General features: G+C 40.7%; 11 protein-coding genes. 4 read left to right on the top strand and 7 right to left on the bottom strand.

Annotated features, from left to right (window positions below):
* Window positions 1–4: 4 nt before the first annotated feature.
* A complete protein-coding gene (locus tag R2S10_RS01670; RefSeq protein WP_316838697.1) occupies window positions 5–448 on the bottom strand; it encodes a YHS domain-containing (seleno)protein in 444 nt (147 codons plus the stop codon).
* Between the two features lie 30 nt (window positions 449–478).
* Complete coding sequence (locus R2S10_RS01665; RefSeq protein WP_316838696.1) at window positions 479–943, bottom strand: YHS domain-containing (seleno)protein; 465 nt, start codon at window positions 941–943, stop codon at window positions 479–481.
* A 149-nt stretch (window positions 944–1,092) separates the two neighbouring features.
* On the opposite strand from R2S10_RS01665, the gene R2S10_RS01660 reads away from it, so the two are divergent.
* The gene (locus R2S10_RS01660; RefSeq protein WP_316838695.1) at window positions 1,093–1,692 is read left to right on the top strand and encodes a sigma-70 family RNA polymerase sigma factor; all 600 of its coding nucleotides are present in this window, start codon (window positions 1,093–1,095) and stop codon (window positions 1,690–1,692) included.
* Between the two features lie 9 nt (window positions 1,693–1,701).
* A complete protein-coding gene (locus R2S10_RS01655; RefSeq protein ID WP_316838694.1) occupies window positions 1,702–1,980 on the top strand; it encodes a hypothetical protein in 279 nt (92 codons plus the stop codon).
* 63 nt (window positions 1,981–2,043) lie between these two features.
* Here the strand turns inward: R2S10_RS01655 and R2S10_RS01650 are convergent, their stop codons facing one another.
* Together R2S10_RS01650 and R2S10_RS01645 are read right to left on the bottom strand one after the other, a co-directional pair.
* Window positions 2,044–4,194, bottom strand: coding sequence for a glycoside hydrolase family 97 protein (locus tag R2S10_RS01650; protein ID WP_316838693.1), 2,151 nt, complete (start codon window positions 4,192–4,194; stop codon window positions 2,044–2,046).
* A gap of 170 nt (window positions 4,195–4,364) precedes the next feature.
* Entirely contained in the window at window positions 4,365–6,017 is a 1,653-nt protein-coding gene (locus R2S10_RS01645; protein WP_316838692.1) for a DUF6377 domain-containing protein, read from the bottom strand.
* Window positions 6,018–6,293: 276 nt separating this feature from the next.
* Between R2S10_RS01645 and R2S10_RS01640 the strand changes: the two genes are divergently transcribed.
* Window positions 6,294–6,743, top strand: a complete 450-nt coding sequence (locus R2S10_RS01640; protein ID WP_316838691.1) for a GNAT family N-acetyltransferase — start codon at window positions 6,294–6,296, stop codon at window positions 6,741–6,743.
* Window positions 6,744–6,759: 16 nt separating this feature from the next.
* Here the strand turns inward: R2S10_RS01640 and R2S10_RS01635 are convergent, their stop codons facing one another.
* Window positions 6,760–7,500: an SDR family oxidoreductase gene (locus tag R2S10_RS01635; protein ID WP_316838690.1), complete on the bottom strand. Its 741-nt coding sequence runs from the start codon at window positions 7,498–7,500 to the stop codon at window positions 6,760–6,762.
* Between the two features lie 380 nt (window positions 7,501–7,880).
* Between R2S10_RS01635 and R2S10_RS01630 the strand changes: the two genes are divergently transcribed.
* A complete protein-coding gene (locus tag R2S10_RS01630) occupies window positions 7,881–8,804 on the top strand; it encodes a DUF6266 family protein (protein WP_316838689.1) in 924 nt (307 codons plus the stop codon).
* On the opposite strand, the gene R2S10_RS01625 is transcribed toward R2S10_RS01630, so the two are convergent.
* Window positions 8,797–11,094, bottom strand: coding sequence for a GH92 family glycosyl hydrolase (locus R2S10_RS01625; protein ID WP_316838688.1), 2,298 nt, complete (start codon window positions 11,092–11,094; stop codon window positions 8,797–8,799). The genes R2S10_RS01630 and R2S10_RS01625 overlap by 8 nt on opposite strands.
* Before the next feature lie 31 nt (window positions 11,095–11,125).
* The gene (locus tag R2S10_RS01620; RefSeq protein WP_316838687.1) at window positions 11,126–12,250 is read right to left on the bottom strand and encodes a glycoside hydrolase family 76 protein; all 1,125 of its coding nucleotides are present in this window, start codon (window positions 12,248–12,250) and stop codon (window positions 11,126–11,128) included.
* Window positions 12,251–12,263: the final 13 nt, after the last annotated feature.

Genomic DNA, 12,263 nt, shown 5'->3' with positions numbered 1-12,263 from the left:
AGGGCTAGGGTTTTTCCTTAATCTGTGGCCATAAAATGTCTGCCTTTTCTATTAAAGCAGATTGATCTTTTGTCCAGTTTTCCTTTACTTTTTTATTGTAATTGAAATAGAGTTTATCGTTAACGATGGTCCAGGTTTCTGTTTGCGTTGGCGCTTTATATCCGCCACTGGTTCCATAGGCACAATATCCTCCATACTGAGGGGCAAATCGCGTCGGCTCCGATTTAAACTGTTCCATGTTTTTTCGCGTTGCAAACATCCATTTGGCACCTTTCCAGTCATATGAAAGGCTGTCCTGTCCTTTAACTGCCATCCCTTCTGTGAAAAAGGCAACCGGGTCAAAGCCTTTAATTGCTTTGCCTGAAGGGGCAAATATTTCTGATTTCTGGGCCTGGGCGGCTGTGCTGATAAACCCGCAAAGCAGGACGGCAAATAATAACGTTTTCATAAAATAATGTTTTGTGTGAATGATTCTTGATTAAGGGTTGATTTTTGACCAGTTCTGATCTGCTTTAGCTTTCAGATTAGCTTCGTTTTTATTCCAGTCTTTCAGTGTATTGGTAAAGAACCTATTATAGAACAGGTATAGTTTTCCGTTTAATACCTTGAATGTTTCCGGATCTACCGAAACCTTTTCGCCATCTTTGCCCATCGCATAGGCACACCAACCGCCATATTGAGGTTGGTATTTGGCAGGGTTTGCTTTAAATTGCTCCCTGTTTGCCATAGAGCTGAAACGATAAGTTACTCCACCCAGGACGCTATTGATTTCTTTTTTACCTTCTTTCGCTTTACCGGAATTAAAATAGGCCACCGGATCATATCCTTCAATGGCGAGGCCGGACTTATCCAGGTTAAAGGATTTACGATCGGCAGTGCTTTGTCCTGATGCAGTGCTGACTATAGCAAAAAACAGACTTAAATAAACAAACAGATTCTTCATAAAATTGAGGTTCTTTTACCTACTTTGTCGGAGGAAAAGACGAAACCTTACAAAAGATTTGATTTATTTTCAAGAATTCTTGTAAGGTTTAGCTAGCTCGTTCGACTAATCCAATACAGCAGTATATTCAATTCTTATAAACCGTATGTATGCACAGTGAAAAACGAATCCTGGTTCCAGAACAGCAATATGCCCTTCATCCTATGGCTTGGACGGCCAATTATGCAGACTATCTCTACAATTATGCAATTCTGAGGGTAAATGACCCGATAGAAGCTCAGGATCTGGTACAGGAGACCTTTCTTTCTGCCTTAGAAAAAACCAGTAATTTTGAAGGAAGAAGTACAGAAAAAACCTGGCTGACCAGTATTTTAAAAAACAAGATCATTGACCTTTACCGTAAGAAATCTTCAGGATTAGCTGCAAAAACCCAGGCATTAGAACAGGAAGACCTGCAAACTGCGTATTTCAATAATGATGATGGACATTGGAAACAGGAGCATGAGCCTAAAGAATTCCGCGCCTTGCAACAAGAACCCATGCAAAACAAGGAGTTTCATCAAACCCTGGAATCCTGTATGAAAAAGCTGCCTGAACTGTGGTTTGCCGTCTTTTCTATGAAACACCTTGATGAAGAGGAAACCGCAGTAATTTGTACAAAATTAAAAGTCAGCCCTTCTAATTTCTGGGTGATTATCCACCGCACAAAACTCAGCTTACGGGCCTGCCTTCAAAAGTATTGGATCTAAAACTTCGCTATGAACACATTTATAAAAATTCTTTACAATTGTCGCAAGGCCACTTTCTTAATCGAGAAAAAAACGCTTAGCCCATTAACAAAGCAGGAAAACATCTTGTTAAAACTACATTTAGCTGGTTGTTCCATCTGTAGAAGATTTCAGCAGCAGAGCTTGCTGATCAATAAAATGATCCAACATGGTTTTCAGGAGAATCAAAAGAAACCGCTCTCCATGAATGAAGATTTTAAAGCTTCTTTACAACAAAAAATAGCTCAGAAATGGAATAAGATCCCATAAAAAAAGGCCCCCGTTAATTAAAACGGGTGACCTTTCACATTAGGTAAATGTAGGGTTCCTGAATTATTTTACTTCGATTATGCTGATCGCATATCCTCCACCTGGAGCGCAATACTGCGTTAATTTCGTTCCTTTAGAAACCTTAACTTTTTTGATCACATAAGCCTGTGGATTTCTCTCATAATGAGCATCTTTTGCATCCGCGTATATCGTCGCTATATATTTTTTATTGGCATCCAGAAAATCCAGATTGACCTTAGAAATTCTTCCATTTTCATCGCAGGTGCTACCTACAAACCAGTTGTTCGTTCCTTTGGCTTTTCTGGCGAAAGTGATGTAATCTCCCGGCTCTGCTTCGAGTACTTTCGTATCGTCCCAATCAACGGCTACATCCTTAATAAATTGAAAAGCATCTTTGAACTTGTTGTAAGTTTCCGGTAAATCCGCTGCCATTTGCAATGGACTGTACATCGTTACATATAGCGCCAGCTGACGGGCAAGCGTGCTGTGTACAAATGAATTGTTTTCCGGATTATAAGCACTGATTTTAGTTTCGAAGATCCCTGGGGTATAATCCATCGGACCACCCATTAATCTGGTGAAAGGCAAAATCGTAGTATGATCTGCATTGTTTCCTCCAAAGGCTTCATATTCTGTCCCTCTTGCAGATTCGTTGGCCAGTAAATTCGGGAAAGTACGACTCAATCCTGTAGGTCTGACTGCTTCATGTGCATTCAGCATAATTTTATACTCGGCCGCTTTCTCTAAGGCGTATTGATAATGGTTCACCAACCATTGTCCGTAATGATGCTCCCCTCTTGGGATGATATTTCCAACGTAGCCGCTTTTTACTGCGTTGTAACCATTATCTACCATAAACTTGTACGCTGTATCCAGATGACGCTCATAATTACGTACAGAGGACGAGGTTTCATGGTGCATGATGATCTTTACGTTTTTACTTGCTGCATAGCGATGCAATTCTTTCACATCGAAATCAGGATAAGGAGTAACGAAGTCGAACACATAGTCTTTAGTTTTTCCAAACCAATCTTCCCAGCCTTCATTCCATCCTTCTACCAATACAGCATCCAGACCATTTTCTGCAGCAAAATCGATGTATTCTTTAACGCGTTTTGTATTTGCCGCATGCTTGCCATTCGGTTTTGTTTTGCTGTAATCGGTTACGCCAAGCTGTACATTGTCCAGATCATTGTAAGCCCAGGTACTCTTTCCTGTAATCATTTCCCACCAAACACCTACGTATTTGATCGGTTTAATCCATTCGGTATCTTTGAATTTAGTAGGCTCATTTAAGTTTAAGATCGTTTTAGACATCAAAATATCACCAGCTTTATCACTTACAATAATGGTACGCCAAGGCGATTGCGTAGGCGCCTGCATATAGCCTTTATCGCCAATCGCATCCGGTGTCAACACAGATTCCAGCACCATATTTTCATCATTCAACTCTAAAGACATCGTTGAATAGTTGATCAAAGCTGCCTCATGGATATTGATATACAGTCCATCTTTGCTTTTCATCATTAAAGGCGTTTGCAAACCTGTTTCTGAAAATGTCTTTTGAGATACGTTTGGTGTTACTGCTGCTTTCATTTTGCCACGAACTTCAGAAAGATCAGAAGTCACGGTGCTGTATTCCTGCGTATCGTAATCACCAGGAAGCCAGAATGCTTTATGGTCTCCAGCTAAAGCGAATTGTGTTTTTTCTTCTTTTATCGTGAAATAGTTCAGGTTCTTCTGTTCAGGAAACTCATATCTGAAACCTAAACCATCATTGAAGAGGCGAAAGCGTACGCGGATAAAGCGGTCGCTGGCAGGTTGTTTAAGGGTAACTGCAAGTTCATTGTAATTGTTGCGGATGGTTTTCAGCTCTCCCCAAACCGGAGTCCAGCTTTCATCAAAAGTACTTTGTTTGGTATCGGAGATTTGAAAACCATTCAAAAGATCCGGCGCATTTTTTAGTTGTAGTCCAATTGTGCTGGGCTTGATTACGCTTTTACCTTTATAAGTAAGTTGGTATACAGGCGTACCTGCATCGCCTAGACTAAACTTTAAAGTCAGGTTGTTATCGGGAGATTTTAACTCCTGTGCATTTGCAGCGGAAGTTGTCGCATAACAAAAACAGATCATCAGAATTAACTTAGAGATGTTGGTTATACGGATAGGATTGCGGAATTGATAGTGGCTCATACCTGTAATACGGGGTTATTTTAAATTTGGTGGGCATGTCCAAATGGACTATAGCTGCCGATTCAAAAGTAACCGCGAATTCCTTTGAAAAACCGGAGCTTCTTAAAAATGTAGAACCAAATTTAAGCTATCTAACTAAAAACCAATCAACTAACAGATAATTTCACCCCTTAAAATGTAGAGATCGTCCCTATTTTTTTGACATAATCTTCGAAATCTTCTCTTGGAACCAAGGTTTTATTCCTCACTTTTGTGCGGTAATTGTAAATGGTACTCATAGAACACCGTAGGAAGGCCGCAATCTTTGCACTGTCCTCAATGCCTAATCTCAGTAAAGCGAAAATCCTTAATTCGGTATTTAATTCCCCTGGTTTAAGCTCAAAGCGTTCCTCCGGGATCAGTAAATTGTTAAAGGCAGTAACGAAATCTGGATAGAGGTGTAAGAAGGTATCGTCAAAGTTTTTATAGAGTGCTTTCAACTCTGTCGTCATCATATCTGTGGACTTCAGCATTTTCAAAAGAGCTTCTACATTGCCTGTCGTTGCTTTCTTATTGAGCGATTTTCGATAATCTTCGAGTTTATTGATGTAGTTAGAACATAGGTCAAGAAAGTTTCCGATGTACTCTTCTTTAATGCGGTTGGCCTCTCTAAGCTGACTATTACTCTCATTTAGTTGCTGGTTTACCTCTTGTAGATCCTCGTTTAAGCGTTTCAACAGCTGATTTACTTCCTGTAATTCCAGACGGCTCTTTTCGAGTTTCTTCATCTGCCTGATCACATAAATCACTGCTGCAATTAAACCTATGGAAAGTACACTAATCAAGCCTAATAGCAGGAGCAATTGGCTTCTCTGTTCTTTCTCTTTCGTCTGATGGGCTATATCAATGATTGGGAAAATCTTAGCGATAACAATGCTGCGCAAAGGCGCATTACAGAAAATCGCATCCTCCATAGAGCATTTGATATAGGCGTAAGAACGGTCTAAATCCCCGGTTTCATAGAGCGAGATGGCCAATGCCTGTAAAGAGGTATTCTCTTTGATTGCATTCTGTAGATCTGAAATGGCCGACAAGGCAAAATACTGCTGTTGAAGCAAGGTATCACCTTCTTTTTTATAGACATTGCCTAAAGCAGAACTCCAAATCGCATACTCATGATTTTTGGTTTTCACTCCTGATAAGAGTTCCAATAAAAGCTTTTCTGCTGCTTTATATTGTCCGGCAGTGCTTAACTTTTCGGCATAAACCCCCTTATAATTTCTGGAAGATGGCGATAATAACTGTAATAAGGAATCTCTATAGGCAGCGTTATATTTACGATATAAGTTGGTATTGACATTATGATAGGCTGCCAGATTGCTATAGAGATCTTTATAGGCCTGATAGTAACCAATTTTCAATTCTGCTGTCAATTGATCTGAGCGCAAACTCCTCAGCAAGCTTGCAGCATCCATAGACATTCCTGCGATTGAATAAAGTGCCGCGAGTTGCAATTTAGATTCCGCAATTTTTGAGGGATCTTGCAGGCTCCTGGCAATTTCCAGGTTGGAACTGACGTATTTTATCGCAGAATCACTCTGATAAGGTTTATATTCCTGGTAAAGTTTAGTGTTAATGGCGTAAATATTAGCTTTAGACAGTAGCTGTTTTAGTTTGGAAATTTCGGCCTCCCTCCTGTCTGCATAGATTTTCCGGTGCTGAATGGCATCATCCAACACCCTCAACAGGCTGTCCAGTTTGGAATCCTGTGCAGCAGTAGCCGCAGTAGAAATCATAGCCGTAGTAAAGAAAATGAGTAGAAAAACGTGTTTCAGCAGGTTCAAAAGATTCCAGGTTAAATGGTCAGCAAGGCTAACAATGTCAAAACTATCCAAAATCCGCTAAGAAACCAACCTTTAATACCGCTCCAAAACGAAAAATGACGATCAGTCCTCAACGCTTTATAAAATTAAGGACTCCAAACCAAGACTCAGTATGTAGGCTAGTCAGGTGTTTGACCGTTCCTAATCTGGTTCTTAATATTTATCAAAACTGGCCCCCTTTAATGCTCCTGGAATATGGCAGTTTTGCGAATATTAAACATAATTAATTTCTCAAGCATGAATAAAATTGAAATCGCAACACTATCACACCTGAATGAATTTGCTGAACTATTTGACCAATACCGCGTCTTTTACAGACAAGCCACTGATGTAGAAAAAGGAAAAAGCTTCCTTAAAGAAAGAATTACAAATGATGAGAGTGTAACTTTCCTAATTAAGGCCGAGGGAAAGTTTGTTGGATTTGCACAACTGTATCCATTATTCCACTATAAAGCATTGCAACGCCAATGGCTATTGAGTGATTTATTTGTGGATCCGGATTTCCGAGGCCTTGGTTTATCCATTGCACTAATAGACCGCTGCAAAGCATATTGCGAGGAAACAGAAGCCTGTGGACTATTATTGGAGACGGAAAAAACAAACGACATCGGAAACCAGCTATACCCTAAATGCGGATTTGAACTAGATCAGGATCATAATTATTACAATTGGTGGAAAAAGAGCTAAAGTACCTTAGTCTTTTTTAAGCCATACCACCATTCACGCCAATATTCTGTGCAGTGATCCATTTCGCTTCATCACTGGCAAGAAACACCACTACTTGAGCGATATCTTCCGGTTCAGCAATACGGTTAAAAGCAGATAGGGAAGCCAGGCGGTCTATGAGCTCCTTAGGTTTGCCATTTGTAAATAATTCAGTATTGGTTGGACCGGGAGAAATGGAGTTTACATTGATCCCTCTAGCGCCAATTTCCTTAGAAAACACGCGGGTTAACTGCTCTACAGCAGCTTTAGTGGCTACATAAGTACTATAGCCAGGTAGCATAATGCGATTTACAGAGGTAGAAAAGTTGATGATACTTCCATTGTCCTCTAAACGTGTAGCCGCTTCCCGCATGGTATTGAAGGTTCCTTTTACATTGACATCAAATTGCTTTGAAAAATCTTCATCAGTAGTATCCTTTAGCAATTTGGTAATCATAATGCCCGCATTATTCACCAACACATCAACCCGACCGTAATGCTCAATTGCCTGATCAAACAGCGATTTAACCGCAGCAGCATTGCTAACATCTGCCTGCAAGGCAATTGCTGTCCCACCTTGTTCCAGAATCTCATTTACGGTTTGCGCGGCCGCTTCTTTACCTCCGGCATAATTGACAATTACCTTAGCCCCCGCAGCCGCTAATTTATGTGCAATGCTTGCCCCTATCCCTCTTGAAGCACCAGTTACCAGAATTACTTTATCTTTTAGTGTTTTCATGTTTTTATAATCAATGATTCAAAGGTCAGCTAAAGACAAGCTTTGAAAAGGACAGATATTACAGGATTACTTACTAAATTCTAAGATGCTAATAAATTTATTGTTTTCCAGGATTCAAAAGCTAACTCTGCTCTCGAGATAAGACCAGAATGAGTTCTAGCTGAGCATTATTCTTCCAGATCTCTTCTTCATCATCTATTAATGGTTGATTAATCCTTAATAGGTCTAAATGACCTATTAAACACTATTTGAGGATGTCCAGACTACGGATTTAATATTTAAAGATTTAGAGCTTATATCGAACTCATCTATATCGAATGTCGAACTTATTAACTACCTTACCATTCATAACACACTGCTTACCAATTAATAACAAGGCTATGGGAAGTTTAAAAAACGGATTATTTGGTGGATTTAATGGCCGGGTAGGCAATTTAGTTGGCTATATACTGAACGGCAAAAACGTGATCAGAACGATCGGACACTCTGGCAAGCCCCTAAGCCCTGCCAGAAAGATCAACTGCGATCGCATGAAGATTGTGAACGATTTTTTACACCCAATTACCAGTTTCATCAAACTGGGTTTTAAGCTAAAAGTACTTGGAACGGACAGAAACTACTACAATGAAGCAGTTTCTTACAATAAAAAACACGCTGTAATGGGCGAATATCCTAATGCTGAAATGGATTATTCCAAAGCCATGCTGAGCATGGGAACGCTTTTAAAAGCAGAAAATCCGCAAATCCAGCTCATAGGCACAGCAATTGAATTTACCTGGGACGTACCAGATGACCTCCCATGGGAAAACAGAAAAGATCGGGCCATGTTGCAAATTTGTTTCCCTGGTAATACCCAACAAACTCATTGCCTCAGTGCATCCCATAGAGAAGATGGGAAACATACCCTACAAATTGACCCAAGCCTTGTCAATTCAAGAATAGAGGCCTATATTTCCTTTATCAAGGCCGATGGTTCAGCCATATCAGACAGTGTACATGCAGGAAGTATTGCTAAAAAAGAGAAGATCGCTGAACCTGAAATAGAAAAATCAGAACCCATAGAAAAACAGGCTAAAACAAGTAAAAAAGACATTCTGCCTAAGATCAAGCAGATTATCTCTGCGGAAACAACAGCAGTCAGTTTTGTTTATTGCCAAAGTTCTGATGGCCAAGATAGTCCCTTAAATAGGCAGGTTGAGCCAATACCCAGAAAAACGGCATCGACTCAACCTTATCATTATTTACCGCCCATATGGTCGGCTAGTATTTCAATAAAATACAGCCCGATCAGCAGTATTATTTAGCTTTGAGCTGTTGTTCCTGATTTGATTTACTCAAAGAAAAAGGCTGATCTTCAGGTTTTATTCCCCGGGTTAATTCGGGTTTATTAGTCATTTCCAATTTTAGAACGCCACCTTGTGTGAGGTCGCTATGTCTGATGAAGTTGGCTGAATACGCTTTGCCATTTAATCTGGCCGTTTTGATGTATACATTTTCATTGCTATTGTTCGAGGCATCAATCACAAACTTTTTCCCATTTTCTAAATTCAGGGTAATCTTTTTGAACATCGGACTCCCTAGAATATATTCGTCTGTACCCGGCGTAACGCTGTAAAAGCCCATCGCACTCAGCACATACCAGGAAGAAGTCTGTCCCTGATCTTCATCACCAGGATAGCCATTTTCTGTAGAATTGTACAATTTGCTCATGATGTTTCTGGCATGGTATTGAGATTTCCAGGGCTGAGCCGCGTAATTATACAGGTAAGGCATGTGTTGAATTGGCTGGTTGCCATGTGCATATTGTCCCATATTGGCCATCACCATTTCCGTCATTTCATGGATCATACCGCCATAGCTTCCTACGTTTACACGATTTGGCTCAGTAAATACTGAATCCAGTTTAGCCGTAAAATTCTCTTTTCCACCCATCAAATCAATCAAACCCTGTATGTCCTGAAATACCGACCATTGCCAATGCCAGGCATTTCCTTCCGTGTAAGGTCCACCCCATTCTACTGGGTCAAAATTCGGCTTCCAATTCCCATTTTCATCTCTACCTCTCATAAATTTAGTAGAAGGATCATATACATTTTTATAGTTGTACATCTGTCTGGCGAAAATATCTTCATAGAACTTATTTCCAGTCATTTTTGCCAGGTTATAGCCGCAAAAATCATCGTAAGCATATTCCATTGTTTTTGCCGTTGCTTCTCTCAGTTTGGTATAGGGAACATAGCCCAACTGGTAATACTCTTTCCAGCCATCACGACCGTTTGCCGGTCCCCATGGTCCTTTATTCGTAGCCTCGTGCAAATAAGCTTTTAATGCAAGCTCCGGGTCAAAAGTACGGATCCCTTTCACCCAGGCATCCGTTAATAAAGAGATGGCATGGTTGCCAATCATACTTCCAGCCTCACTAGGGAAAGACCAGGAAGGTAACCAGCCACACTGCTCATAGGCATCCAGTAAAGCCTGCATATACCGCCCATGCATTTCGGGATGCATCAGTGTATTTAGTGGAAATTGCGCTCTGAAAGTATCCCAAAAGCCCGTATCCGTAAACATATAACCTTGATGTACTTTTCCATCATAAGGACTAAAATAATAAGGCTGGCCGTTTTTGTCCAGCTCATAATATTTCCTGGAGAAAAGGTTTGCCCTGAACATACAGGAGTAGAAAGTTTTGATATCTTCTTCCGAACCACCTTCTACCTGAATTTTACCCAGTGTTTCGTTCCATACTTTAGCGGCATTTTCCTTGGTTTGCTCTAGCTTTTTGTCTTTCCCCAACTCTCTGCTGAGGTTAAGTTCGGCCTGCTCCAGACTGATGTAGGAAGAAGCCACCTTAACCTGTACCGTAGTTCCAGCAGCAAATTCCAGGTAAGCACCTTTCCCTTCACCCTCGGCTTCCAATGCATTGGCCTGGATTGTATTTTTTCGATTCTCCCAGGTTCCGAAAGCTTTAAAAGGCTGGTCGAAATAGACAGTAAAGAAATTCCTGAAAGTAGGTTTAAAGCCCTCTCCGTTATTCACATATCCAGTGATTTTACGTTCTTTAGGGTAAATCTTAACCGCGCTCAGGTGTGTATAACCATCTAGTACAAGATAACTCTTTTGCCCTTTGGGATAGCTAAATCTAATATGCGCGCCACGTTCTGAAGGGGAGATTTCTGTACTGATCTTATTGTCGAACTGCACTTTGTAATAATTTGGTTTCCCGATTTCATTCGCATGACTGAACTTCGCTTCACGTTCATTTTCCGCGACTTTGAGTTCGCCAATCACCGGCATAAAAGAGAAAACCGCATAATCCCGGCTCCAGGAGCTACATTGGTGTGCCTGTTGAAAGCCTCTGATGTATTCCTTTTCGTACTGATATTTCCAACCATCCCCATTTCTCCCGGTTTGAGGGATCCAGGTATGCATGGCGAAAGGCAATGCAGTAGTTGGATAGGTATTCCCCCTGGTTAGCTCGTGTTTGGAATTGGTGCCCTGCAAGGTATTTACATATTGAACCGGGTTCTTTTCCTGGGCATAGGTACTGAAGCAGCAGCATAAAAGGAAAGCGATACTTACTTTAAATTTTATCATTCTTTTAAATCTTTATCATAACAATGCGAAATTATTTTGTAACCGGGTCAAACAATTGCATAAATGCAACTCCACTACTGGCTTCATAAGATTGGATGACACCAGTCGGGCAGGCGATTTTATAATCTCTAAACATTAGTGTTCTTTTCTGATCGCGGTTTACCCAGGCCAGATTGATGTTAGTATGCAGCCAGTCACTATATTGTGATTGTCCGGCATCCACAATGAGCATTTGCATATACTGTGCAAAAATCGCTTTCAGCACCCCTTGCTCGTTCCACTCTCCTTCTGCAGGTAATACTCCTTTAGCATCCGACATTTTATTTTTCGTATAATCTGCCGCGAGCTTCGCCTCAGCTAAAAAAGCCGGATCATTTGTTGCCTTGTAAAGCATCACCGCTGAACCGATAAAAGTCCCCTGGTTATAAGTATAATCTTCAAATCCCGGAGGGTTATTCCCTACTTTATGATCGGCTACCCTTCCTGTTGAAGCTTGAAAAAGGTTGGTCTTCGACCAGGCATAGATGTTCTTTGCCTTATTCAGATAGTCTGGATTTTTGGTGATATTGAAAAGGGTCATCGCGGCAATTACCGTTGGGTAGTTGATGCAGGCATTTTTCCCTTCCACTTTCCAGCTCCATCGCATACCACCACCTACAGGATCATAAGAATTATCCCATACATATTTAAAACCGGCAGTTGCTGCATCCAGGTGTTTCTGGTCCTTCGTCAGCTCATACCCACGTGCTAAAGAAATGATCCACCACATCATGTCGTCATAAATGAAATCATTCACTTCTTTCACCTTTTTCCAGTCAAAATTAGAGTATTCGGCAGCGCCACCCTCATAAATATCATTAACGAGTTTTAAATGCGCAGCACTTTTACTTCTTTTATAGGCCGCCATGGAAATGTCCCAGAAAACCGCTTGCGGCCAACCTACCGCAAGCTCTTTCCGATCGCTTTTACTATAGTACAATTTCCTGCTGGTATCATAGAAAACAGCATTAAACGCGTCAAATGCATTATTAGCATCTATCAGGCTAAATGTTTTTGGTTGTGTCAATATAGGGGAAGGCAATACCGGCCCTTCCGTTTTTTTCCCGCAGCCCGACAGCAACAGGACTAAACTCATCGCTTTTAAAAATGTCTTCATGATTAGAATTTAA

This window comes from Pedobacter gandavensis (genome assembly GCF_032678745.1).
Lineage (GTDB): Bacteria > Bacteroidota > Bacteroidia > Sphingobacteriales > Sphingobacteriaceae > Pedobacter > Pedobacter gandavensis_C.
Note: the sequence above shows the minus strand (reverse complement) of the source record. Positions and strands in the feature narration are given on the sequence as shown.

Bases quoted from the DNA above. Each gene is read 5' to 3' on its own strand.
- R2S10_RS01670 (WP_316838697.1), bottom strand. From the start codon at position 448: ATGAAAACGTTATTATTTGCCGTCCTGCTTTGCGGGTTTATCAGCACA.
- R2S10_RS01665 (WP_316838696.1), bottom strand. From the start codon at position 943: ATGAAGAATCTGTTTGTTTATTTAAGTCTGTTTTTTGCTATAGTCAGC.
- R2S10_RS01660 (WP_316838695.1), top strand. From the start codon at position 1,093: ATGCACAGTGAAAAACGAATCCTGGTTCCAGAACAGCAATATGCCCTT.
- R2S10_RS01655 (WP_316838694.1), top strand. From the start codon at position 1,702: ATGAACACATTTATAAAAATTCTTTACAATTGTCGCAAGGCCACTTTC.
- R2S10_RS01650 (WP_316838693.1), bottom strand. From the start codon at position 4,194: ATGAGCCACTATCAATTCCGCAATCCTATCCGTATAACCAACATCTCT.
- R2S10_RS01640 (WP_316838691.1), top strand. From the start codon at position 6,294: ATGAATAAAATTGAAATCGCAACACTATCACACCTGAATGAATTTGCT.
- R2S10_RS01635 (WP_316838690.1), bottom strand. From the start codon at position 7,500: ATGAAAACACTAAAAGATAAAGTAATTCTGGTAACTGGTGCTTCAAGA.
- R2S10_RS01630 (WP_316838689.1), top strand. From the start codon at position 7,881: ATGGGAAGTTTAAAAAACGGATTATTTGGTGGATTTAATGGCCGGGTA.
- R2S10_RS01625 (WP_316838688.1), bottom strand. From the start codon at position 11,094: ATGATAAAATTTAAAGTAAGTATCGCTTTCCTTTTATGCTGCTGCTTC.
- R2S10_RS01620 (WP_316838687.1), bottom strand. From the start codon at position 12,250: ATGAAGACATTTTTAAAAGCGATGAGTTTAGTCCTGTTGCTGTCGGGC.